22 protein-coding genes are annotated in these 22,608 nt (G+C 58.0%); 6 read left to right on the top strand and 16 right to left on the bottom strand.

Annotated features, from left to right (window positions below; translation table 11 throughout):
• Nucleotides 1–21: 21 nt before the first annotated feature.
• From NOR51B_RS10440 to NOR51B_RS10430, 3 genes are all read right to left on the bottom strand, one after another.
• A complete protein-coding gene (locus NOR51B_RS10440; protein ID WP_009019654.1) occupies nucleotides 22–1,212 on the bottom strand; it encodes a glycosyltransferase in 1,191 nt (396 codons plus the stop codon).
• Nucleotides 1,209–2,201 (bottom strand): lipoyl synthase, encoded by a 993-nt coding sequence (lipA, locus tag NOR51B_RS10435; RefSeq protein WP_009020441.1) that lies wholly within the window; start codon nucleotides 2,199–2,201, stop codon nucleotides 1,209–1,211. The genes NOR51B_RS10440 and lipA overlap by 4 nt, the downstream gene beginning before the upstream one ends.
• A 139-nt stretch (nucleotides 2,202–2,340) precedes the next feature.
• A complete protein-coding gene (locus NOR51B_RS10430; protein ID WP_009021420.1) occupies nucleotides 2,341–3,198 on the bottom strand; it encodes a sulfurtransferase in 858 nt (285 codons plus the stop codon).
• 141 nt (nucleotides 3,199–3,339) lie between these two features.
• On the opposite strand from NOR51B_RS10430, the gene NOR51B_RS10425 reads away from it, so the two are divergent.
• The 3 genes from NOR51B_RS10425 to NOR51B_RS10415 all read left to right on the top strand — a co-directional run bounded on the left by NOR51B_RS10425 (nucleotide 3,340) and on the right by NOR51B_RS10415 (nucleotide 7,099).
• Complete coding sequence (locus NOR51B_RS10425) at nucleotides 3,340–4,320, top strand: phospholipase A (RefSeq protein ID WP_040482023.1); 981 nt, start codon at nucleotides 3,340–3,342, stop codon at nucleotides 4,318–4,320.
• A 134-nt stretch (nucleotides 4,321–4,454) separates the two neighbouring features.
• Nucleotides 4,455–4,913, top strand: a complete 459-nt coding sequence (locus NOR51B_RS10420; protein WP_009019163.1) for a (2Fe-2S)-binding protein — start codon at nucleotides 4,455–4,457, stop codon at nucleotides 4,911–4,913.
• Between the two features lie 2 nt (nucleotides 4,914–4,915).
• Entirely contained in the window at nucleotides 4,916–7,099 is a 2,184-nt protein-coding gene (locus NOR51B_RS10415; RefSeq protein WP_009021641.1) for a xanthine dehydrogenase family protein molybdopterin-binding subunit, read from the top strand.
• Between the two features lie 146 nt (nucleotides 7,100–7,245).
• On the opposite strand, the gene NOR51B_RS10410 is transcribed toward NOR51B_RS10415, so the two are convergent.
• Together NOR51B_RS10410 and NOR51B_RS10405 are read right to left on the bottom strand one after the other, a co-directional pair.
• Nucleotides 7,246–7,647: a hypothetical protein gene (locus NOR51B_RS10410; protein ID WP_009019801.1), complete on the bottom strand. Its 402-nt coding sequence runs from the start codon at nucleotides 7,645–7,647 to the stop codon at nucleotides 7,246–7,248.
• A gap of 203 nt (nucleotides 7,648–7,850) precedes the next feature.
• Complete coding sequence (locus tag NOR51B_RS10405; protein WP_050759463.1) at nucleotides 7,851–8,342, bottom strand: GFA family protein; 492 nt, start codon at nucleotides 8,340–8,342, stop codon at nucleotides 7,851–7,853.
• 310 nt (nucleotides 8,343–8,652) lie between these two features.
• Between NOR51B_RS10405 and NOR51B_RS10400 the strand changes: the two genes are divergently transcribed.
• The 3 genes from NOR51B_RS10400 to ppsA all read left to right on the top strand — a co-directional run bounded on the left by NOR51B_RS10400 (nucleotide 8,653) and on the right by ppsA (nucleotide 12,325).
• The gene (locus tag NOR51B_RS10400; protein WP_009020286.1) at nucleotides 8,653–8,898 is read left to right on the top strand and encodes a hypothetical protein; all 246 of its coding nucleotides are present in this window, start codon (nucleotides 8,653–8,655) and stop codon (nucleotides 8,896–8,898) included.
• A 132-nt stretch (nucleotides 8,899–9,030) separates the two neighbouring features.
• Nucleotides 9,031–9,612, top strand: a complete 582-nt coding sequence (locus tag NOR51B_RS10395; protein ID WP_009019241.1) for a hypothetical protein — start codon at nucleotides 9,031–9,033, stop codon at nucleotides 9,610–9,612.
• Between the two features lie 289 nt (nucleotides 9,613–9,901).
• Nucleotides 9,902–12,325 carry a phosphoenolpyruvate synthase gene (gene ppsA, locus NOR51B_RS10390; protein WP_009020894.1) on the top strand — a complete coding sequence of 808 codons (2,424 nt, stop codon included), beginning with the start codon at nucleotides 9,902–9,904 and terminating at the stop codon, nucleotides 12,323–12,325.
• A gap of 67 nt (nucleotides 12,326–12,392) precedes the next feature.
• On the opposite strand, the gene hypE is transcribed toward ppsA, so the two are convergent.
• The 11 genes from hypE to NOR51B_RS10335 are packed head-to-tail and all read right to left on the bottom strand — an operon-like array spanning nucleotide 12,393 to nucleotide 22,373.
• Nucleotides 12,393–13,436: a hydrogenase expression/formation protein HypE gene (hypE, locus tag NOR51B_RS10385; protein WP_009019693.1), complete on the bottom strand. Its 1,044-nt coding sequence runs from the start codon at nucleotides 13,434–13,436 to the stop codon at nucleotides 12,393–12,395.
• Nucleotides 13,429–14,547: a hydrogenase formation protein HypD gene (hypD, locus tag NOR51B_RS10380; RefSeq protein ID WP_009018975.1), complete on the bottom strand. Its 1,119-nt coding sequence runs from the start codon at nucleotides 14,545–14,547 to the stop codon at nucleotides 13,429–13,431. The genes hypE and hypD overlap by 8 nt, the downstream gene beginning before the upstream one ends.
• A complete protein-coding gene (locus NOR51B_RS10375; RefSeq protein ID WP_009019950.1) occupies nucleotides 14,544–14,786 on the bottom strand; it encodes a HypC/HybG/HupF family hydrogenase formation chaperone in 243 nt (80 codons plus the stop codon). The genes hypD and NOR51B_RS10375 overlap by 4 nt, the downstream gene beginning before the upstream one ends.
• A 5-nt stretch (nucleotides 14,787–14,791) precedes the next feature.
• Nucleotides 14,792–17,107, bottom strand: a complete 2,316-nt coding sequence (hypF, locus tag NOR51B_RS10370; RefSeq protein ID WP_009019022.1) for a carbamoyltransferase HypF — start codon at nucleotides 17,105–17,107, stop codon at nucleotides 14,792–14,794.
• The gene (locus NOR51B_RS10365; RefSeq protein WP_040482022.1) at nucleotides 17,108–17,371 is read right to left on the bottom strand and encodes a hydrogenase/urease maturation nickel metallochaperone HypA; all 264 of its coding nucleotides are present in this window, start codon (nucleotides 17,369–17,371) and stop codon (nucleotides 17,108–17,110) included.
• Between the two features lie 10 nt (nucleotides 17,372–17,381).
• Nucleotides 17,382–17,846: a hydrogenase maturation protease gene (locus NOR51B_RS10360; protein ID WP_009020540.1), complete on the bottom strand. Its 465-nt coding sequence runs from the start codon at nucleotides 17,844–17,846 to the stop codon at nucleotides 17,382–17,384.
• Nucleotides 17,843–19,141 (bottom strand): Ni/Fe hydrogenase subunit alpha, encoded by a 1,299-nt coding sequence (locus tag NOR51B_RS10355; RefSeq protein WP_040482021.1) that lies wholly within the window; start codon nucleotides 19,139–19,141, stop codon nucleotides 17,843–17,845. The genes NOR51B_RS10360 and NOR51B_RS10355 overlap by 4 nt, the downstream gene beginning before the upstream one ends.
• A complete protein-coding gene (locus NOR51B_RS10350) occupies nucleotides 19,122–19,916 on the bottom strand; it encodes an NADH-quinone oxidoreductase subunit B family protein (RefSeq protein WP_040482020.1) in 795 nt (264 codons plus the stop codon). Before NOR51B_RS10350 ends, NOR51B_RS10355 begins: the two co-directional genes overlap by 20 nt.
• Nucleotides 19,913–20,758, bottom strand: a complete 846-nt coding sequence (locus NOR51B_RS10345) for an FAD/NAD(P)-binding protein (protein ID WP_040482019.1) — start codon at nucleotides 20,756–20,758, stop codon at nucleotides 19,913–19,915. Before NOR51B_RS10345 ends, NOR51B_RS10350 begins: the two co-directional genes overlap by 4 nt.
• Nucleotides 20,758–21,228, bottom strand: coding sequence for a cyclic nucleotide-binding domain-containing protein (locus NOR51B_RS10340; RefSeq protein ID WP_009021563.1), 471 nt, complete (start codon nucleotides 21,226–21,228; stop codon nucleotides 20,758–20,760). The genes NOR51B_RS10345 and NOR51B_RS10340 overlap by 1 nt, the downstream gene beginning before the upstream one ends.
• Before the next feature lie 5 nt (nucleotides 21,229–21,233).
• Nucleotides 21,234–22,373, bottom strand: coding sequence for a 4Fe-4S dicluster domain-containing protein (locus tag NOR51B_RS10335; protein ID WP_040482018.1), 1,140 nt, complete (start codon nucleotides 22,371–22,373; stop codon nucleotides 21,234–21,236).
• Nucleotides 22,374–22,608: the final 235 nt, after the last annotated feature.

The following is a 22,608-nucleotide window of genomic DNA, read 5'->3' as shown; positions in this document are numbered from 1 at the left end:
GTGATAAGTCGGTGACCGTGCCTATAAAGGGTTTTTTCGTCGAGCCAATTCCCGTCGAAGACTGTGCGCCATTTCAAATTTGGGCAACAATTTGTCCGCTACCTTACGGGCCTCACGAACAATCGCATGCCAATGGCGAGTGTCGTTCATTAGGCGCATGATGGACAACACCATATCTTCGCGGCTGTCTGCGGCGATGACACCCTGATGAAGGGTCTCATGGGCACGACGCAACGCGTGCTCTGAGGTAATGGTCGGCAGCCCACGAACCATTGCATTGATCAACTTGGAGTCCACATGAGCTTCATAAATCAGAGGCTCGATCACCAGTCGACAACGGAGGGTTAACAGCTGCTCATCGGTAACGCCTCGGTGCCAGATAATATTATCAAACCGCTCCATTTTTTGTCGCAAGGACGCCGTTGGACTATCGCCCACGACGTGCAGCTCGATCTTGGGCACTTTGTCCTCGAGCACCGTCCAGATATTGTCGATAAACCAATGCAAACTGGCCGCATTGCGCTCGTCCCCCAGAAATCCGGTGTAGCCAAGGAAAGGCTTTGAACGGCTTAAATCCACCTCTCCCGTTGTCGGTGTGGTACGGCGTTCGTAATTAGGCTGCAGCTTGCGAAAAGGGACTCCCGCCGCGCTCAGCTCACGACAGACATCCGGCGTTGCAAAAACCGCCTCTGCAGCATCGCAGATTTCCCGCTGGTACTCCGAGGGATTGGTCGCGGATCGAAGTACCCGCTGGCTCAGGGAAAAGGACTCGGAAATAAACCGTTGCTGGGCCACGTAAAAGACGGGCCCAAGAAAACCCGCCGGCAAATAGGGCCAGGCCAGGATGTCATCGACGACTACCGCCCATACCTCGCGGGATTTACGCTGGATCGCGGCCTGAAGGCGAGCCGACACCTGCTTGGAGCCGATGCGCCGCTTGGCCAGGTCTTCCAGGGCTTCCGGGAACGGCTGGTCTGCACGGCTGGGCTCGTACGCCCCGGTAACCTGATAGGGACCCAGGGTCACCCGCAGGTGGTTGAGCGTGCGCGTATCGAGGGGCCCAATAACCCCTACTGCCACATCGAAGTCACGACTGAGTACGCCGATGAGAACGCGACTGGAAGCACTGAGACAGGCCTCGCCGCTATCCGGGTCAACCGAGGTAAGGTAGAGCAGTTTTTCGGGCGATGACTGCTCCTCCCCTGCAATCATTCCGTGGCGAGCCCGACGTTGTTTTTCTCCAGCACCCGCTCCGCTCGATAACTCGATCGCACGAAAGTCCCCGACACAACCTCCATGAAACCCCGCTCCAGGCCCCACTCCCGATAGCGCTCGAACTCCTCTGGCGTGACGTAGCGAGCGATAGGGTGATGGTTACGCGTGGGCTGTAAATACTGGCCCAGGGTCAGTACATCAATATTGTGGGATCGCAAATCGTCCATACACTGCTGAAGCTCGTCCTCCCCTTCCCCCAGGCCCAGCATGAGCGAGGTTTTGGTAATGACATCGGGGCGATAGCGCTTACCGTGGGCGAGAACATCGAGGGTTTGCTGATAGCCTGCGCGGGGATCGCGCACCGGATGCGTCAGTCGCTCCACCGTTTCTACGTTCTGTGCGAAAACCTCGATGCCGGAATCGAGCAGGACCTCGACGGCCTTCAGGTCGCCGAGAAAATCGGGGGTCAGTGCCTCAACCGCAGTGTCGGGATTCCTCACTTTGACCGCCTTGACGACTGCCGCATAGTGACCGGCACCGCCGTCGGGAATATCATCCCGATTCACCGAGGTCAGCACGACGTACTTGAGGCCCATCAATGCCACCGCGTTGGCCGTGTTGGCCGGTTCGTCCGCATCGAGCCACCCCCGGGGGTTACCCGTATTGACCGAGCAGAATTGGCAGGCGCGAGTGCAGACATCGCCCATGAGCATGATTGTGGCGGTGCCCGCACTCCAGCACTCGCTCATATTAGGGCACTTCGCTTCCTCACAGACCGTCGCCAGGCGGTGTTCATGCACAATACCCCGCACGGCCTCAAATTTGGGGCTGCTCTGAATGCGCATGCGCAGCCAGTCAGGCTTCTTGAGTGCTTCGCCCTTGTTCGCGGCACTCTTTATGCCATCTTTGATGGCGCGAATTCCGCGAGGGTTGGTGAATTTGTCACCACTTTGAATCTGTACTGCGGGTATGATCTTGTCAGACATGTACGCCTCTGTATGCGCGAATCAACCGAGCGCCGCGCGGTTTAAGGGTGGGTCAAGTCTAAGGCACCTGACGCTGCAAACCTACGGGCTTTCACTGCAAATTATCCCGACATTGGTTCCATGCCCCGATGCCACCGAATCAGTCCGAACTCACCGCAACACGGGCATCCGCCCTACTCCCCCACTCCGTCCAGGACCCGTCGTAGACCGCGACAGTGTCGTAACCCAGCTCGAACAGGGCTAGCGCCAGAATACACGCCGAGACCCCACTGCCACAGGTCGTGATTATGGGGGCGTCAGCACCGGCCAGGTCCGTGAAGGCGCTTTTGAGCTCCGCCTCACTACGAAGCTCGCCGCGACCGCCATCCCAAACCTCGCTATAGGGAATATTGCGCGAATGGGGGATGTGGCCTGATCTCACGCCCGGGCGCAGTTCGGGTACCTGGCCTGAAAATCGATCCGGGGCGCGGGCATCGAGGATTTGGCAACAAGCCTGCTGGCTTGCGGCCTCTACCTGGGCAAAGTCCGCCAGTAACTCGGTGCGGGGCTCGCCGGCCACAAAATCACCATTGGGCTGACCGGTGGCCGCGTCGAGGCTGTGGGTATCAATCGCCCCGCCCTCGTCTCTCCAGGCCTCAAACCCCCCGTTGAGCACCCGCACATTGTCATAACCAAAGACTCTGAACATCCACCAGATCCGGGGGGCGGATACAGAGCCCTGATGGGCGTAAATCACCACGGTATCATCCTGATTGACACCGAGTGACCTGACCGAAGCCTGAAATTCCAAGGTCGAGGGCAGCATATGGGGCAGCACTGCGGTGTGGTCACAGATCGTTTCAATATCGAAGTACTGCGCTCCCGGTATACGCTCGTGCTCGAACAAGCGACGCGGGTTTCGTGGATCACCCGGCAGATACCAGGAGCCATCGAGCACCTTCACGTCGGTCCTGCCTAGATTTTCACGCAGCCACGATGCGCTGACCACTCCTTTCATAGGGTTATTCCTCTCACTACCACAACGCTTAATCCACAAGGGTTAATGCTGAGGCTTAAGGCGTCGCGCTTCGTTTCGAGCGCAAAGCCGGTTACATTCACGCTTGATTTCAACTTCATCATTACTCCGAGCCCGACCTCAATGCCCGCGATTATTCTTTTTTTAGTGCTCTCTGGCCTGCTGACTACGACCACCGTTCAGGCCAGCGTCAACTCCTGTGCGTTCATCGCCGATGACAACGCGCGACTCAATTGCTTCGACAGTTATTTTCCGGCGCCGACCCTATCAACAGCAACGGCAAGAGAAACAGCCACTGAGATTCAAGCCCGTGGCCCCGTGTCGCTGATTAATGCCCGCATTGAGCAGGAAGCTGCGCTTACGGACCAGTGGTTTTCCATTACGCCCCACCAGCCTAATTATATCCTCCCCGTGACTTACAGCGATAATAACGGGTATCCGGATTTCGGCGAGGCCGCGAACGCCTTCAGCGACTATGAGATCAAAATGCAGATCAGCCTGAAGACGCGACTGGCAACCGGGTTGTGGCGCAAGTCCACCGTGTGGGCGGGTTACACACAGCAATCCTACTGGCAGCTGTACGCCGACAAGTCGGCATCCGCGCCGTTTCGTGAGACCAATCATCAACCCGAGGTCTTCTGGCAAATCCCGACCGACTTCCAGGTCCTTGGCTGGAATGCCCGTATTGCAACCCTGGGCCTGAACCACCAGTCCAACGGCCGTTCCGAACCGCTTTCACGGAGCTGGAATCGAGTCACCGCGGGCCTGGCATTCGATCGCGGCCGCTGGGCCTTCACCGCAAAGACCTGGGGCCGGATCAATGAACCGGTTGAATCCGATGACAACCCGAACATTGAAGACTACATGGGCCGGATACAGCTAGGACTGGCCCACACCCGCGAGCAACACACCTTTTCCATCAATCTGAAAAACAACCTCGATCGCGACAACCGCAGTGGTGTCGAGGTCAATTACACCTTTCCGCTACTGCACCGTCTGAAGGGTTTCGTCCAGCTCTACTCGGGTTATGGCGAAAACCTGATCGATATGGAAAACTACACCAATCGAATCGGGATCGGCATTGCACTGACCGATCGTCTGTGAAGTGGTGCGCAAGCCGTTTCCGGGGGAGGAACCAGTCGCGTCTGGTTCCCGTAAACACCAATTAAAGGTAGTCTTCGTGAGCCAATCGCGTTCTGCAATTTATCGCGCCACCAGAGAATAAAGAGGTCCAGCCCATGACAACCCTGAACATCAACGGAGAGGTCCGCGAAGTCAGTGTCGATCCACAAACGCCACTACTGTGGGCACTGCGCGACACCCTGGCAATGACCGGCACCAAGTATGGCTGCGGCATTGCACAGTGCGGCGCCTGCACGGTGCACGTGAACGGCGCACCCGTGCGCTCCTGCCAGCTCAACGTGGGCGATGCCGAAGGCATGGAAATCACCACCATTGAAGGCGCTGAGAGCAAGGCGATTGAAGCACTGCGCGTGGCCTGGAACGAGCTCGACGTTCCCCAGTGCGGGTACTGCCAGTCCGGTCAGCTGATGTCGGCGGCTTCGCTACTGGAACGAACGCCCAAGCCCAGCGATCAGGACATCGACAATGCCATGAGCGGAAACCTCTGTCGCTGCGCGACCTATCAACGTATTCGGGCAGGCATTCATCGCGCCGCCGATATTCTGGAGGCCTGATCATGTACGCCAAGATTCTGAATCAATTAACTGCTCCCAAACCGGTAAGTCGTCGGCGTTTCCTGCTCGGTGCTGGCGCTGTCGCCGGTGGCCTGGCGGTGGGCTTCAGACTGCCTCCTGCGCAAGCCCAGGAAGGCGAAACCGCACCGATTAACCCGCTCAATGCCTATATCACCATCCACCCCGACAATACGGTGACCGTACTCTCGAGCCAATTCGATATGGGTCAGGGGGCGTGGCACGGCCTGGCCAGCCTGGTGGTTGAAGAACTGGGCGCTGATTGGGACCAAATCACCGTCAAGGGTGTCAACGGCAACCCGGCCGCTTATGGCAATCTGACCGCCGGTGGCGCCTTCCAGCTCAGCGGTGGTTCGTCTTCCGTGTTTACCTCCTTTGATCGCTATCGGGTTGCCGGAGCAACCGCGCGGGAAATGCTCAAAGCGGCGGCGGCAAAGCGATGGAACGTGAACGTTGATTCATTGGTGGTGTCGGACGGCTTTGTCCGCAACGGTGATCAGGCAGCAAGCTTTGGCGATCTGGTCGCCGATGCCGCACAAATTCCCGTACCCGAAAATGTAGCGCTAAAACCCCGGGAAGAGTGGTCTACTTTGGGTTCAGACGCGCTTCGCCGTTTCGATACCGACCCAAAAACCCGCGGCACCTTTACTTACACCGGGGATGTTCAGATCCCCGGCATGCTGACCGCGGTGATGATTCACCCCCCGCGTTTCGGGGCCACCGTAAAATCCTTTGATGGCTCGAAAGCGCTGGCTCGCGACGGTGTCGAACACGTCGTTGCCATCCACCGCGGCGTCGCCGTGGTAGCCAAAACCATGTTTGATGCGCTGCAGGGAAAAGAACTGGTTGAGGTGGAGTGGGACGAAAGTGCCGCTGAGAAACGCGGCAGCGACGCCCTGCTCTCCGCTTACCGAGAAACGGTGATGAACGAGCCAGAGGTTGTCGCCCGAACCGAGGGCGATGCCCCCGCCGCGATCAAGCAGGCGACGCAAATGGTGGAGGCGACGTATGAGTTCCCCTATCTGGCACATGCGGCGATGGAGCCCCTCAATGCGGTCGCCCATATGCGCGACGACGGGGTGCTCGATCTCTATGGCGGCCACCAGGCACCTGATTTGTACCAAATGATCGTCAGCGGCATGACCGAGTTGGATATGTCCAACATCAACCTGGTAATCATGCCGACCGGAGGTGGATTCGGACGGCGCGCAGTACTCGACGCTGATGTTGTCACCGAAGCGGCCATGGTTGCCAAAGCCATCGATTATTCGGCGCCGGTGAAGGTCCAGTGGACTCGGGAAAACGACACCCTGGGCGGGCGCTATCGTCCCGCGACCATCCACCGGGTTCAGGCAGGGCTCGACGAGAATGGCAACATTGTCGGCTGGGATAGCCATATTGTTTCCCAATCGCTGATCAAGGGCACAGCTTTTGATAGCGGTGCAGAAGTTGACAACACTGTCGTCGAGGGCGCCTCCAACCTGCCCTACGCCATCGACAACCTGCGTGTCGGTGCCACCATGCCCCAGGTTGGCGTCCCCGTCTTGTGGTGGCGCGCGGTGGGTTCAACCCACACCGCCTATGCGGTGGAAACCTTTATCGACGAATTAGCCGCCAAGGCCAAGAAGGACCCGGTGGACTACCGCCTGGCCATGCTCAAAGACCACCCGCGCCACGCCGCGGTATTGAAACTCGCCGCCGAGAAAGCGGGCTGGGGAGAAGCGCTTCCCGAGGGTCGTTACCGGGGTGTTTCGCTTCATGAAAGTTTCAAGAGCTATGTTGCGCAAGTTGTTGAAATATCAATAGAAGACGATCTTCCAAAAGTGCACAAGGTGGTGTGCGCGGTGGATTGCGGTATCGCTATCAACCCCGACGTGGTGCGGGCGCAAATGGAGGGCGGCATCGGCTTTGGTCTCGGTGCCGTGCTCGCTGAGGAGCTCACCCTGAAGGACGGTTATGTGCAACAGTCCAACTACGATGCCTACACCCCGCTTCGAATGAATGCGTCACCGGAGGTCGAGGTACATATCGTGGACAGCGATGCAGGACCCACCGGTGTTGGCGAGCCCGGGGTGCCGCCGATAGGCCCTGCCGTTGCCAACGCGGTCAGAAGCGCGACGGGCAAACACGTAACGACACTGCCGTTTCAAAAGGGCATGCGCGCCTGAGCGCGCCCTGCTGCGCAGCGATGGATGGCGCCTATTCGTGAATCGGCTTTCGGGGCGACTGACTTGACCGGCTTTGGCCGTTTCACTCACGTCGCCGCGGACGCCAGCGTTGGAAAGCGGGTGTAACCCGGGATATCCATAGACGGTTAATCGCGTGATGATTCTTCCTGTCGGGCAGCAAGCCAGATCGCGGCTCGGGTAAGCGCCAGTGATACAGCGCCGAGAATCGCCACGAAAGCGGGAGCAACAATCAACCAAATGGCGGCCTGGGCATCGGACGAAAGATCGTAGTCGAAATGCGCCACTACCGTCGCAACGCTCATCACCACGAACGGAATCACAGTGACGACCCTGGGTCGAGGCGGTACTACCTTGGATGCCGCACTCATCACCACGACGGGTAGCAGATTGAAGGCCCCAAAAAACACCAGCCCGAAAAGCATCATGCCCTCGTCAGGCAAATAGGCTTTTACCCATTCAATCCCGCCCGGCAGTCGGGACAGGTAAGGCAGGAGTAAAAACCAAAGAAGGACGGCGGCTTTTTTCATTGGCAGAGACTATCAGCTTCGATTGTTAACAGCGTGTGCCTCACTGGTGCTCACCTGCCGCTCCAATTAACCACACGGAGCTTTCTCTCGGACTGACACCAACAATGTGTCCGGTCATCCTAGATAGCGGTCTTGGCGGCACAGCGTGGATTTAGACGGCACGCCTCCCACAGGAGCGATCTTCTTCAACCACTGCAACGATTTTATTCTTCCTCACCCGACTCGCGCTCTTCGCCCTCTCCCTCGCCAGCGACAGGCCCATACTGATACGGCGATTCTCCGTCGTCATGCCATTCCGAGTACCGGGGCAGACGGTCAAGGGTCTCAAACCAGCTCAGGTGCTCACGATGGTGAATATGCTGTTCCGGTGGAAATGCCTCTGGATTATCGAGCGTCCCCGTATAGAGCTCGACCAGCGGCCCGATTTCCCCGCCGTCTCCCTCCCAGGTTAGTGGCGTGCCACAGTGACCACAAAAAGCGCGGCCGACTCCAGGGCTCGATGAGTAGATCGAAGGCTGCGACGCCGTGTAGGCCACCTGATCACGTCGATAGCCGACAAAGGCAACCGCAGGCGCTCCTGTATGCTTACGGCAACTCTCACAATGGCAATAAAGCGTCGAGAGCGGTGCGCCTGATACGGTGTAACGGATAGCGCCACACAAGCAACCCCCGGTTGCCGAAGTTGGAAAACCCATCAACTACGCCTCCTATTTATACTCGAATATTAGCATCGGAAACCCCAGGGCAGTCCAGTGCCCGGATGGTGAGATAGGCAAGAAGACTTCGAACCTGTGACCGATGCGCGTCAATGAAGCCAGCAATTAAGCACTATGCTTCGCGTCCCTAAAAAACCGCACCGAGCGGAACAAACACAACCTGCAGCGTCAGTATCAATCGCTAACTGACAATTGACGCCGAGCTTGGAACAGTGTCAATCTCAGAGGCGTTGGCCTGGCGGCCGGCATACCAACCCACAACTCAGAGACCAACCCGGAGTGAACGCTAATGGCTTACGAAACAATAGATGGCAACAAATACGAAAAAGAATTGCTGGAACTTGCTCGAGCACACACCACGGGTGCGGGTGAAGGCAAGCTGTCAAAAGATGAAGTTGCTGATCTCTTCAAGTCGGCATCAGATGGTCAGGGTGTGACTGACACAGAAAGGGCCACTCTGGTTTATATTCGGAAAAACTTCGAATTTACCGACGCTGCAGCGCGTGACTTCGACGCCGCATTTGCTGGCCTGTAAACACCCGTAAGCAAGCGCTTGAAACCTGAATTATTCTCACAAGCAAACCGCGGGGTTCAGTCGCAGAAGGCCCCGCAGTTATCATTGCCGTGATGAGCACGATGGGCGTACTCATTCAAGCTCGAAGATGACGTGATCATCTGCACCTCGGAAAATGAGATCGACGCGGGCGGCATAAGCCAGGTGATAGGCACCTTGGAATTCGGTGATGTATGTCACGAAAAAGTGAAAGCTGTCAGAGTCGACGAAGCTCTGGTCTCGTCCGACACCAATCCCACCGGCCAGCTTGACTATATCGATACGGATTTGAGCGGCGACTTCAGCGCGGGTGACACGGCCCTCGAAGCCTACGGGCATAGCGATGGAGAGGGCAACTCTACTCTGATTGGGGACACCTCCGGCACCTTGCACTTGCGGGATGATGGTCTGGGCGGCTGTACTGTCATCGAGATGGCTACCAACACCCTGACCTTCAATGGCGAGTTGCTAGTGCCCGCCAGCTCTACAGTCATTTCGCCGGTCACAACACTGATGGTGTCGCCGTTACAGTATGAGAATGAATTTACAGAACGGCTGGTAAGTGCCGGGAAGATTGGGAGCGCTTCATCCAGACAGTTAAGCGAAGATTCAATGAAGCTCCTCAAGGTATACAGGTTTACAAGTGCAGCGAATACGCAACGGGAATCACCAGACGACCCCAATAACCAGCTGTAGAAGCGTAATGAATGCGCAGGTAGTAAGGCTGAGGTGCGATGTATACGCTGGTATTAACCTGTCTGGTTATAGGAATCACATCTATAGCCTGATAGCCGCAAGGCTTGTGTGATTAGTGATTGACACCCGGTGTCTCAGGCATCAGTAATCGTGCTCACGCCTGTGGCGCGGGTCGGCAAAATCTGCGCCGGCTGTAGCGCGGACTGATCGTAAACATTCTCTGCCTTCCCGGGGTGGAGTATTGGACAGACAGGCTTTGGTAAAACGCGTCACCGAATGGAGATCACTTATGTCCAATAAGTTCGTCCGCTGGTTCGAAGATATTGACATCGACGATGTCAGCCAAGTCGGTGGCAAGAACGCGGCGCTCGGCGAGATGTATCGGGAGCTGACTGCACAGAACGTGCGCATACCGAACGGCTTTGCCGTGACAGCGGACGCCTATCGACATGTGCTGGATACCAACGGCGCCTGGGGCAAGTTACAGACACTCCTTGACGGTCTTGATCCCGACAATATAAAGGACCTGCAGAAATGCGGCGCCGCTGCGAGAGCAATCGTCTCAGCCTGCACGCTTCCCGAAGATCTGGAATCTGCGATTCTTGCGCAATATGCCATACTAAAGGCGGAGTATGGCGATGATGTATCGCTGGCCGTGCGGTCATCAGCAACAGCGGAGGATTCCCCCGAGGCCTCCTTTGCCGGCCAGAACGAAACCTACCTGAATGTAAGCGGAGAGGATGCCCTGCTGGATGCCTATCGGCGCTGCCTGGTATCCAACTTCACCGATAGATCCATCCATTACAAGTACGATAACAACTTTGACTACCTGAAAGTTTATCTGTGCGTAGTCGTCATGAAAATGGTGCGTAGCGACAGCGGGTCCAGCGGTGTGATGTTCTCGCTGGATACGGAAACTGGTTTCAAAGACGTCGTTTTTATCAACGCCGCGATCGGTCTCGGGGAAAGCGTCGTACAGGGATCGGTCGATCCAGACAGCTTCTATGTCCATAAGCCTACATTTGAAAAAGGCGCTCGATCCGTCCTCAAACGCAAGCTCGGCAAAAAACAGCAGAAAATGATTTTTGCCGATACGCTCAATACTGCCAACATCGCCACCGAATACACCCGCTACATTGACACCAGCGCCGAAGAACAAACTCAATTCTGCATCTCGGACGAAGATGTCATGGTGCTTGCGGAGTATGCCATCAAAGTGGAGGCCCACTTTTCCAACAAGGCCAATATGCACAGGCCGATGGATATGGAGTGGGGCAAAGATGGGCTTGATGGTCATCTCTACATGTTGCAGGCACGGCCGGAAACGGTGGAGTCGCAGAAGCGGGGCAACCTGCTTGAGGTCTATCACCTCAGGGAAACATCCAGCATTCTCGCTCAGGGGCAGGCGGTCGGGGCGCGCATCGGCGCCGGACAGGTGCGCATCGTCAACGATATCCAGCGCCTCAGCGAGTTCCAAACCGGCGATGTGTTGGTCACCAGCTCAACGACGCCGGACTGGGAACCGGTTATGAAGATTGCCGCTGCGATTGTTACCAACGGCGGTGGTCGCACCTGTCATGCGGCCATTGTCGCGCGTGAACTCGGTATTCCCGCAGTCGTTGGTGTGGGCGCTGGCTTCGATGCGCTCGAAGATGGGCAGGAAATCACCGTCAGCTGCGCCGACGGCGAGGTCGGTAATATCTACGAGGGTATTCTGGACTTCGATATTGAAACGGACGATCTTAGCGATCTGAAGCGCCCCAGAACGAAAATCATGATGAATCTGGGCAACCCTGACCAGGCATTCAACCTGAGCTCTCTCCCCGTGGATGGCATCGGCCTGGCGCGATTGGAGTTCATTATCAGCGAATATATCAAGGCGCACCCTATGGCCTTCAGGCATCCAGAGAAAGTCGACCAGAAGACACGCCAGGCGATCGCTGCCATGAGCGAGGCCTATGCGGATCCGGCCGACTTCTTTGTAAAGACCCTCTCCGAGGGGGTGGCCACCCTCGCCGCTTCGGTTTATCCCGAGCCCTGCGTGGTCCGCATGTCCGACTTCAAAAGCAACGAATACTCCGCTCTGTTAGGGGGGCAGTTTTTTGAGCCCACCGAAGCCAACCCCATGATCGGTTTTCGCGGTGCCGCCCGTTACAGTCACCCCTCTTACGCCGAAGGCTTTGGCCTGGAATGCGCTGCTATGAAGCGCGTGCGTGATGAGATGGGTCTGACCAACGTTATCCTGATGATCCCGTTCTGTCGTCGCGTAGAGGAAGGTAAAAAGACGCTCGAAGCCATGGCCAGCCACGGTCTTGTGCGCGGTGAAAACGGGCTGGAAATCTACGTGATGTGTGAGATACCCAACAACGTCATCCTCATCGACGAGTTCGCCAACTTGTTCGATGGGTTCTCCATTGGCTCCAACGATCTCACCCAGCTCACCCTGGGTGTTGATCGTGATTCGGAACTCGTCGCCTTCGATTTTGATGAACGCGACCCGGGAGTGATGCAGATGATCAGACTTGCGGTAGAAGGGGCGCGCCGCAATAACAGACACTCCGGCCTGTGCGGTCAGGCGCCCTCGGACTACCCGGAGGTGGTCGAGTTTTTGGTGGGTCTTGGCATAGATTCCATAAGTCTCAATCCAGACACCATCCTGGCGACCACCCGCCAGGTACTCGAGGTCGAAGCACGCCTGGGGCGCGTAGTCTGAGTCTTGCTATAAGTTATAAATAGACGTCGGCAGTCGAGGCCCCAGCGGTTCTTTTGCCGAACCTGGTTCAGCAGATTCGGGGCAGTTGCTCGCCGCTGAACATGGTCAGCCGCCGCGTCGCGCCATAGGGACCCGCTATAGCGACGGTGCCGCCTGCTCCCGACGTAACCTGGCCGATAGCGACCGCCCCAAGGCCGGCGGCGCCCAGCAGCTCGACGGTCTGTGCTGCCTGTGCGGCCGGCACAAAGGCGGCGAAGCGGCCCTCATTCGCCACGTAAAGGGCGTCGAGCCCCAGCAGGTCACAGGCGGCTTGCACCTCCGGCAAAACAGGAATCGCGGTCTCCTCGATGGTGAGCGCGCAGGCCGCCGTTTCTGCGATTTCGATCAGCGCCGAAGCGAGGCCGCCACGTGTCAGGTCGCGGAGGCAGTGAAGTTCGATACCGGCCTCGATAAGAGCCTTCACCGGCTCCCACAGTGGCGCGCAGTCGCTGGCGACCGATGTCTCGAACGCCAGGTGCTCACGGGCCGCCATGATGGCAATACCATGGCGCCCCAGGTCACCACTGAGAATGATTACATCACCTGCTTCGACGGCACCCGGGTTTACCGGTGTCCGCGCGCGCACTGCCCCTATGCCTGCCGTATTGACGAACAGCCCGTCGCCGTTGCCGCGATCCACGACCTTGGTATCGCCGGTAACCAGATACACCCCTGATTGTCTGGCCGCGGTCTCCATGGAGGCTACCACCTGGCGCAATTCCGCCATCGGAAAACCTTCCTCGATGATAAAGGCGGCGCTGAGATACAGTGGCTGGGCACCACACATGGCAAGATCGTTCACGGTCCCGTTTACCGCAAGGCTGCCGATGTCACCACCGGGAAAGAACAGCGGCTTGACGACGTAGGAGTCGGTCGTGAAAGCAAGGCGCTCACCACCCACCTCGAAGATCGCGCCGTCATGGCACTCGTTGGGAGCTGGATTTTCAAAGGCGGAAAGGATCACCGTCTCAAGCAGTGAATGCATAAGACGGCCACCGCCGCCATGGGCGAGCTGAATGACCTCGGTTTCGATCGCGGCTACGGGGCAGTTGAGGTCCTTGGAATCATTCATGTACGAATACCACACCGACCTCATCCGTCGGGTCACGATAGCGATAATAGGCCGCGCAAGCCCCTTCCGACGAGACCATGGTAACGCCGAGCGGATGGTCTGGCGTGCAGGACGCGCCAAACGCCGCGCACTCGAGTGGAGAACAAACACCGCGCAGGATTTCGCCACTGATACAGGGCGACGGTGCCGCGCGGATATCCCGGGCCGGACCAAATCGCGCTTCCGCATCGAACGCTGCATAGGTTGAGCGGAGTGCAAGGCCGCTTGCCGGTAAAACACCCAGACCGCGCCATTCACGCTCCGTCACCTCAAAAACCTCGTCAATCAGCGCGCGAGCCGCCGCATTTCCCTGAGACTTTACGGTACGCCCGTACATATTGAGAACGTCATGAAGTCCTTCTTCAAGCGCGCGCACACAGGCGAGAACACCGGCGAGAATATCGACCGGCTCAAAGCCAGTAACCACGATGGGTAAATCGAAACGCATGGCGATGGGGCCATAGGCTTCTGTCCCCATTACCGTACAAACATGCCCTGCCGCAAGAAATCCCTGCACGCGCGTGTCGGGAGCCGACAGCAGCGCCTCCATGGCCGGAGGTACCAGAACCTGCGAAACCAGTAGGGAGAAATTGCATAGCCCCTCGCGTTTGGCCGTATACGCGGCCATTGCGTTGGCGGGCGCTGTGGTCTCGAAACCAATCGCGAAGAACACCACCTCGCGACTGGGATTGCTGCGCGCAATCTCGACCGCATCCAGAGGCGAATAGACAATGCGCACATCGCCTCCGCGAGCCTTGACACCCAGCAGGTCTCCTTGCGAGCCAGGAACGCGTAGCATATCGCCGAAAGAACAGAAAATGACGCCGGGCGTCGCCGCGATTTCGAGCGCCTTGTCGATATAAGCGTCAGGGGTTACGCACACCGGACACCCGGGTCCGTGTATGAGCGTGATTTCTTTCGGCAGAATCTGATCGAGTCCGTAGCGCATAATCGCGTGGGTTTGCCCCCCGCAAATCTCCATGATGATCCAGGGCTGCGTCGTCGCCCGCGCGATGGCATCGGCCAGACTGGCGACGGTCTCGGCGGCCCGGTACTCGTCCACATGTTTCATGACGACTCCGCTGCCAGCTCATTGAGCGATGCCAGTGCGGCAAGAACGCGGGCGGCTTCTTCCTCATCAATGGTCGCGATGGCGATTCCGACGTGAACGAGAATATAGTCGCCAATGTGGGCCTCCGGCGTGAACGCGAGGTTGACTTCTCTAATCACACCACCGAAATCGACCCGCGCCGATCGCGAGAAGTCATCTCCCGTCGTGGAAAGAATACAGCCTGGAATTGCCAGACACATGAGCCTTACTCCTTCTGCGCGGCCCGCCGCGCCCATACCGCCTGACCGAGTGACAGACCACCATCGTGAGGTGGCAGGGCACGGGCAAGCACGACCTGTCTGCCCGCTTGTTCGATCTGCCGTGCAGCAAGCTCGGTCAACAAGCGGTTCTGAAAGCAGCCCCCGGTCAGCGCAATGGTGCCGACGTCAGTGCTTTCCACTATCGCTAACATCATAGCTGCGAATGTTCCGTGAATGCGCCCCGCAATCGTCCTATTCCTGACGTCGGCGGCCAGGTCCTGAAGCACAGCATGCACCATGGGAAACCAGTCAATCACCAGCGGGCAACCTTGTGGCGCGTTGATATCGAAGGGATAGGGTGCACAACTTGACGCGTCCGCCAGCGCTTCCAGGCGCATCGGTGCCTCACCCTCGTGACTGCTAACAGGCGTCAGGCCCAGTATGGCCGCGAATGCATCAAACAGGCGACCCGCACTACTTGTCCACGGCGACTGGATACCGCGTTCGAGCATCTGGCAGAGGATCTCGCGCTCGGGCTCAGAAAAGGCCGCAATACAGGCAAGATGCGTGTTCTCAACGACTCCGCAAGCGCCAAACGCCTCGTAAAGCATACCAACCGCCGAACGGCGCGGCTCCCGAATTGCAGTCTCTGCGCCCGGCAGACGGAAGGGTCGCAGATGGGCCTTACGCATCCAACTGTCATTGCGCACCTGGAGAAACTCCCCACCCCAGATCGTGCCGTCGGGGCCCAAACCTGTGCCGTCCCAGGCAATGCCGAGAACCGGGCCGCTCAGCCCGTGTTCTGCCATGACCGAAACGACATGGGCGACATGGTGCTGTACCGGTACGACAGGTCTACCCATACGTTCGGCAAGGCGCGTGGTCGCATAGTCAGGATGCTGATCGCAGGCGATGACAGCAGCTTTGCTACCGCGCAATGCCTCCAGTGTTCCCGCCGCTTCAGCAAGCGTATGCTCGGCTGCGAGCGTGGAAAGATCACCGATGTGCTGACCGACCGTCGCCTTATCATTAATGAGTAATGTCGCCGCCGTTTTGAAATGGCCGCCCAGCGCCAGCACCGACAGGTGATTTCCAAGTCCCAACGAATCGACTGGTAGCGCGAGTGGTGCACGCCCGCGCCCACAGCGAATGGCTTGCGGAGCCTCGAGTATCACTCGCATAACAGAGTCTTCGCTGGCCTGCGCGATGGGTCGATCATGAATCAGAAAAACATCTGCCAGATGACCAAGCCGAGCAAGCGCTTCGTCCTCGTTCGCAACGATGGGTTCCCCGCTCAGGTTCGCGCTTGTCACGACGATGGGAAAGCCGAGCCTGTGCAGCAAGAGATGATGCAGCGGCGTATAGGGCAGCATAAGCCCAAGTTCACACAGCCCTGGCGCGACGTCCTCGGTCACGCCAGTGACGGCCCGCTGACGCAGCAGGACGATGGGAGCCTCGCTGGAGGCAAGCAGGGATTTCTCATCTGCATTGACGAAGCACAGGTGCTCTGCCACTTCGAGCGAGGGAACCATAAGAGCAAAGGGTTTATTGGGCCGCCTCTTTCGAGACCGCAGAGTTCTAACGGCCTCCGCGTTGCGGGCATCAGTAAGAAGATGGAATCCACCCAGCCCCTTAACTGCGGCAATACCGCCGCTGCGAATAATGGCCGCTGCCCCGTCCAGAGCCTCACCGCGAACTTTAATCCTATCGCCGTGGCGGTCCCACAGTGCAATCTGTGGCCCGCACGTGTCGCAGGCGATAGGCTCCGCGTGAAAACGTCGATCCTGCGGGTCAGCGTATTCCCGCGCACACTCCGCGCACATAGAGAATCCCGACATGGTCGTGTTGGCACGGTCGTAAGGCAGCTCGCAGAGGATGGAGTAACGCGGGCCACACGCCGTGCAGTTAGTGAACGGGTAGAGATAGCGGCGATTTTCCGGATCAAAAATATCCTCAAGGCACAGCCTGCACGTCGCGAGATCGGGGAGCAGGACGGCGTCTCGCTGCACACCGACCGTACTGTCGCCAATCACAAAATCGCTGTCTCCCCGGAGTGCGATGCTCTGACATCTGAAAGAGCGCAACTGCGCAGGAGCCGGAGCACTGCCCTGTAGGGCCTGCGCGAACGCCTCGAGTGCGCAGGGCGCGCCCTCCGCCTCAACAATGACACCGTCGCCGGTATTGGCGACATGACCGGTCACGCCAAAATGCCTGGCTGTTCGAAAGACAAACGGACGGAAGCCGACGCCCTGCACCGCGCCACCAATTTCGAAGCGCAGCCGCACCCGATCGCTCGGCAGGCTTCGCGCTCGCTCAGTCATTCAGTCATCCGCTTCAATACTCTTCAGCGCGATAGCTTGCGCATCGGGATGATTGATATCCGTGGAAACTTCTATATGCAGATCCGCACCCTCGGCGATAGAACCCTTACAAGATTCTTCAAAATGCTGCCGGAAATGGTCTGCTGACATGTGCGAAAGAGCTCCGAGCCACACGTCTACACCGGTAACGCGAGCCACGGCCTCCTGCCTCGCAATACGGGCTATCTTTTCCATAAGATCATTCATGAGCGAAGCTTCGTGCATGGCGTCCTCGTCAGGCTGAAAGTTGGGCAAGCTCGTCACGGATGCGAATTGCTACCACCTCGGTGGCGCTCGCGACGGCGGGTGAAAGAGGCAGCCCGGTCTCGAAGGATTCGGCCTCGATGCCAAAGACGACGACCGTTTCTGGCAGCACACCCATCATTCTTGCTAGTTCAAGGGCCGTGCCCAGACCCAGGCCGTGTGTAGAGACAGCTCCAAAGATTTCTGGCAGCGGTTCCTCACTGACGGCAAAACGATGCACAGTCCCAGCTGCCGCGCCACTGGCACAGGCATCCACAAAAAAGACCGCGTCGCTGCCCGTTAACTGCTCGATGAGACTGCCAGGATCCCCGGAAGACTCAATAATCGATGTGTCCACGGGCGAATCCAGCATGAGGGCTCGAGCGGCTGCTGGCCCTGCGCCGTCATCGGCGCGGTCCGAATTGCCAATGCCGATAACCAATCGTCGCGAGTTCACACACCTCCCCTACGGTTGATATTAAGCTTCAAAAAATGCGTCGCACAAGAGATGCACGGATCGTAGTTACGGATTGAGCGCTCACATCGAGAGCGCAGTTCGTCATCTTCAAGGGCTATATTTCCCTCGACAACAGTACGCAAATCATCCTCGATACTGGGCTGGTTCTGCGAAGTGGGTGGAATAATCTTCGCCTCGAGGATACTGCCATTGGATGAAGTCTCATAACGGTGATAGAGCAGACCGCGCGGCGCCTCCGTGGCCCATTCACCCACGGACGCTCGCGGCGTGACCGGTACCGCAGATTCCTCCGGCTGCTCATAGCAGTCGATGATGCGCAGTGCTTCCTCAAAGGCAAACAGTATTTCAACGGCACGCACGATGATGCTCTTAAAAGGGTTGCGGCACTCTTGATCGAGGCCCGCGGTCAGCGCTGCAGACTGTACACTGCCGGGCAGTCGGTCAAAGTTCAGGCTATAGCGGGCCAGTGGCCCCACCAGATAAGCGCCCTGCCCCCTCATGCGGCTATGCAAGGCGGTCGAATGGGCTACCTGAAACTCTTCGAAAACTCGCGAAAACTCATAGTAATCGATGTCCACGCCCCGACTCGATACGATCCGACCCTCATTCATCGGGTATTCGGTTGGGTGTCGCAAGGCGACAAATTCGTAATCTCGCTCAAACTCGGGAAACACAAGCTCACCCGCCCAGCGAACGGCATCGAAAGCAGCGTCCCGGCCCCAGCTGAGTTCGTCCCGGAGCGCCATCAACTCTGAGCGCCGTGGCGCGCGATAGAAACCGCCAAGGCGCACATTGATCGGATGCACCTCACGACCCCCGAGTATAGAGATGATCGCGTTTCCCGCCTTCTTCAGCCGCAGTCCCTGTTGCAGCAGCGAACCGTGCTCTTGTGCCATCTCAACGGCTCCCGGGTAACCCAGGAAATCCGGTGCATGAAGCAGGTAGACATGCAGCGCGTGACTCTCTATCCATTCTCCACAGTAAAGGAGACGTCGGAGCTCACGAAGCGCGCCGCCAACGCTGATGCCGCAGGCGGCTTCCATGGCGTGGACAGCACTCATCTGATAGGCGACTGGACATATGCCGCAAATCCTCGCCGTGATGTCCGGGGCCTCGCTGAAATCCCGTCCGCGTAAAAATGCTTCAAAGAACCGCGGTGGCTCAAAAATATTCAGCTCCACCCGCTCAACCCTACCGTCATTAACGTCGACATGCAGCGCACCTTCGCCCTCCACACGGGCGATTTGCTCAACCTTAATCGTCCGCCGTGCCATGGCGCTGGCTCTCCTCAAGAAAAGGTGTAGCGTTTGCGTTGAAGGTACTCAGGATGCGCTGGATATCCCGCCGACTCATGCCGTGCGCATCCAGTACGTCTGTCATAGCGGACATAGCAGGCGTGTCCTGGGGGCCGTAGCAGCCGTAGCAGCCCCGGTCGTAGGCGGGGCAGATTGCACCGCAACCCGCCTGTGTTACCGGACCTAGACAGGGAATCCCCTGCGCAACGGTGACACAAACATTGCCGCGCATTTTGCACTCCATACAGACACTGTGCGCGGCGATCATCGGTTTACGCCCAAAAACAAAGGCCGTCACCACCTCGAGGAGCTGATATTTGTTAACCGGACAGCCCCGCAGCTCGAAGTCGACGGCGACATGGTCCGCAATAGGCGTCGATGTCGCTAGCGTGTCGATGTAACCAGGGTCCGCGTAGACCACCGCAAGAAAGTCATTCACATCGCGAAAATTCCGCAACGCCTGAATCCCGCCGGAGGTGGCGCAGGCACCAATCGTTACAAGCGCTTTCGACTGGCGCCGCACCGTCTTGATTCGCTCGAGGTCCTGTGCAGTCGTGATAGAGCCCTCGACCAGAGACAGATCGTAGGGTCCGTCTGACGCCGTTTGCGTCGCCTCGAGAAAATAGGCAATCTCGATTTCGCTGGCAAGGGCCAGCAATTCGTCCTCAAGATCGAGAATCGACAGCTGGCAGCCATCGCAGGACGCAAACTTCCACACAGCGAGTTTTGGCCTCGATTCGTTCGCCTTCTTCACAGTTCTGCGACCCCTAGTAAAGTAGCTATCTGATCGTAAGGTAGCACCGGTCCGTCCTTACACACGAACAGCGGACCAAACTGGCAATGACCGCAGTGTCCCAACGCGCATTTCATACTGCGCTCAAGAGAAACATGGATGCTCGCGTCACTGACTCCCAGCGACTTCAGCGCCGCAACGCTGAAGCGCATCATGATTTCCGGCCCGCAGATCAAAGCAACAACCTGCTGTGGATCAAACTCGGCCTGGGCTATGAGTTGGGTGATGACGCCGACGCGACCCTGCCAGTTGGCATCGGCGTAGTCGACAGTGATATCGCAGGAGATGCCAGGCTGATCCCTCCATCGTTTGAGCTCTTCCGCGAAAAGAATTGTGTCTGGACTGCGTGCGCCGTAAAGAATCACGATTCTGCGGTAGCGGCCTTCCCGGGCTAGCAGGCGGTAGATTGCCGAGCGCAGTGGTGCGAGGCCGAGTCCACCCGCCACAATAAGCACATCGCCGCCCTCGGCCGCGGCGACAGGCCAGGAGCTTCCGAACGGCCCTCTCACGCCGATCATGTCACCCGCCTTGAGCGATGCAAAGGCCTGCGTCACGCTACCAGTGGCACGCACCGTGTGCACCAGCAGTCCAGGTTGCGCTGGGTCGCCACAAATGCTGATGGGCACTTCGCCATACCCAAACAGATAGAGCATGTTGAACTGCCCCGGCGCGAACGAAAACTCGCTAACTCCATCCATGGCGGCAATGGAAAATGTATAGGTATCGACGGTCTCGCGGGTATTTTCGACGACGCGAAACCGTCGCGGCAACATTGGGTCAGCGGGCAATGGGGATTTCGCCATCACGTCGTGCTCCCCTCCCCGTAAACGTCCAGTGCCTGCAACTTCGCATGACTGAGTCGCTCGACAACCAGGGGGACAAATCGCTTCATGAGCTCGTAGCCCAGATCGTGATCATCGTCGCATTTGCCGCGCAGGCAGGCGGCATCGAGAGCAATGGCAACCGTTGCGGCAACGGCGCGCGCATCCCAGAGGCAGCGATACGGTGCAACCAGCCACTCTGCATTCGCGAGATCACCGTCGTGGAGAGTTTGATGGACCATGGCCCTGCCGCCGCCAGGAAACTCCAGGGCGACATACCCGTGGCGTATGACGTAGAAGGTATCTGCCGGATCACCCTGTCGATAGATTATCTGGCCCTTGTCAAATCGCACATGCTTACCGCAGCGCGCGATAGTCTTACAAAAATCAGCATTCAGGCCGCGGAAAAATGGCTCCTGGGCAATAATTTCTTCGAGGTCCTTTTTCGCCATGATCGTCAATCCTCTCTGAGACTATCCCGAATCGCCGCAGCCTCAGCTGTGATGTCGATCCCGGACGGACACCAGGTGATGCAGCGTCCACAGCCAACACAGCCGCTTTCGCCAAACTGATCAAACCAGTTTGCCAGCTTGTGGGTCATCCACTGCCTGTAGCGCGAGGCGACACCGGGACGAACTGCGCCGCCGCGAATGTAGGAAAAGTCCAGACTGAAGCAGGAATCCCAGCGTTGCTGACGCTCCGCCACCTCCCCGTCAATCGTAGTCACATCTTCGGTGCTATGACAAAAACACGTCGGACAGGCAAAGGTACAGTTGCCGCATGACAGGCAGCGCGCCGCTACATCATCCCACTGCGCATGATCCGGATTGTCCTGCAGCAGCGACTTGAGACCAACGGTGTTCAATGTCCTTCCCATTCCTGCAGCCGTCTCGCTGACAACAGCCTCCGCGGCGTCGATGTCGCCGCCAGAAGCCGTTGTAAGGGGGAGCCGGGCCGCAATCGATGCACCGCGCGGGCTGCCGATCTCGACTAGAAAATCATGCCGCACATCATCGATAAGCTCGGTCAGCGCGAGGTCGTAGCCGGCCTCCACACCCGGCCCCGCGTCCATGGATACACAAAAACAGGTAGCCCCCGCCTTGGCGCAGTTGACGGCGACAATAAAACTCTCTTGCCGACGTGCCACGTAATCTGATTCTGGGTTAGCGGGATCCGCAAGGACGTGATCCTGAATCGAAATAGCCTTGAGTTCACAGGCGCGTACTCCGAGGAATGCCTGACGGGGCATGTCTTCTGCTACCGCTTCGATGACAAAACCGTCAGCATTTCCCCTGGCCGTCCAGAGGGTCCGCTGCGGTTGAAAGAGATTGGGCTTCCAGGACTGGGCACCCGCGACATAGCCAAATAGTGCTACTCCGGACCGTTTAAGCCGATAGGTTCCCGCCTCCTGCTCATCAGTCCAGCCAATGGGAAGCTCGCTCTCGTCGTCGATCTCTGCGTACACTACGGCACCGCCCCGGATCGTAGGCCCGACTACAGCGTAGCCCTCATCTTGCAGCGTGCTTAGGAGCTTAGCAAAGTCGCTGCGCGCCAGAACTCCGCTCTCACCGATCTGCGCTATAGCGTCCGTTTTCATCAATACCTCCTATTGCCGTTTTACCACTAATGAGTCTAGGACGCAGTGGGCTAAATGTATTTAAGCAACACCTAACCCTACCGCAGATACAGCAATCAGATCACAGACGTAAATCAGCCGCACGAGCCAAGGGGCACCACATCCCCTTTTAGAGGATGCGCAGAAGAGAGATTGGTAAACGCAAACAGTTCGACAGCTCTTGCTCTGGCATTCAGGATTTTGTCCCCGCCCTATT

The sequence above is a fragment of the Luminiphilus syltensis NOR5-1B genome (genome assembly GCF_000158175.1).
Lineage (GTDB): Bacteria > Pseudomonadota > Gammaproteobacteria > Pseudomonadales > Halieaceae > Luminiphilus > Luminiphilus syltensis.
Note: the sequence above shows the minus strand (reverse complement) of the source record. Positions and strands in the feature narration are given on the sequence as shown.

Excerpts from the sequence above, each read along its gene's own strand:
- NOR51B_RS10440 (WP_009019654.1), bottom strand. The coding sequence starts at position 1,212 with ATGATTGCAGGGGAGGAGCAGTCATCGCCCGAAAAACTGCTCTACCTT.
- lipA (WP_009020441.1), bottom strand. The coding sequence starts at position 2,201 with ATGTCTGACAAGATCATACCCGCAGTACAGATTCAAAGTGGTGACAAA.
- NOR51B_RS10430 (WP_009021420.1), bottom strand. The coding sequence starts at position 3,198 with ATGAAAGGAGTGGTCAGCGCATCGTGGCTGCGTGAAAATCTAGGCAGG.
- NOR51B_RS10425 (WP_040482023.1), top strand. The coding sequence starts at position 3,340 with ATGCCCGCGATTATTCTTTTTTTAGTGCTCTCTGGCCTGCTGACTACG.
- NOR51B_RS10420 (WP_009019163.1), top strand. The coding sequence starts at position 4,455 with ATGACAACCCTGAACATCAACGGAGAGGTCCGCGAAGTCAGTGTCGAT.
- NOR51B_RS10415 (WP_009021641.1), top strand. The coding sequence starts at position 4,916 with ATGTACGCCAAGATTCTGAATCAATTAACTGCTCCCAAACCGGTAAGT.
- NOR51B_RS10410 (WP_009019801.1), bottom strand. The coding sequence starts at position 7,647 with ATGAAAAAAGCCGCCGTCCTTCTTTGGTTTTTACTCCTGCCTTACCTG.
- NOR51B_RS10405 (WP_050759463.1), bottom strand. The coding sequence starts at position 8,342 with ATGGGTTTTCCAACTTCGGCAACCGGGGGTTGCTTGTGTGGCGCTATC.
- NOR51B_RS10400 (WP_009020286.1), top strand. The coding sequence starts at position 8,653 with ATGGCTTACGAAACAATAGATGGCAACAAATACGAAAAAGAATTGCTG.
- ppsA (WP_009020894.1), top strand. The coding sequence starts at position 9,902 with ATGTCCAATAAGTTCGTCCGCTGGTTCGAAGATATTGACATCGACGAT.
- hypE (WP_009019693.1), bottom strand. The coding sequence starts at position 13,436 with ATGAATGATTCCAAGGACCTCAACTGCCCCGTAGCCGCGATCGAAACC.
- hypD (WP_009018975.1), bottom strand. The coding sequence starts at position 14,547 with ATGAAACATGTGGACGAGTACCGGGCCGCCGAGACCGTCGCCAGTCTG.
- NOR51B_RS10375 (WP_009019950.1), bottom strand. The coding sequence starts at position 14,786 with ATGTGTCTGGCAATTCCAGGCTGTATTCTTTCCACGACGGGAGATGAC.
- hypF (WP_009019022.1), bottom strand. The coding sequence starts at position 17,107 with ATGACTGAGCGAGCGCGAAGCCTGCCGAGCGATCGGGTGCGGCTGCGC.
- NOR51B_RS10365 (WP_040482022.1), bottom strand. The coding sequence starts at position 17,371 with ATGCACGAAGCTTCGCTCATGAATGATCTTATGGAAAAGATAGCCCGT.
- NOR51B_RS10355 (WP_040482021.1), bottom strand. The coding sequence starts at position 19,141 with ATGGCACGGCGGACGATTAAGGTTGAGCAAATCGCCCGTGTGGAGGGC.
- NOR51B_RS10345 (WP_040482019.1), bottom strand. The coding sequence starts at position 20,758 with ATGGCGAAATCCCCATTGCCCGCTGACCCAATGTTGCCGCGACGGTTT.
- NOR51B_RS10340 (WP_009021563.1), bottom strand. The coding sequence starts at position 21,228 with ATGGCGAAAAAGGACCTCGAAGAAATTATTGCCCAGGAGCCATTTTTC.
- NOR51B_RS10335 (WP_040482018.1), bottom strand. The coding sequence starts at position 22,373 with ATGAAAACGGACGCTATAGCGCAGATCGGTGAGAGCGGAGTTCTGGCG.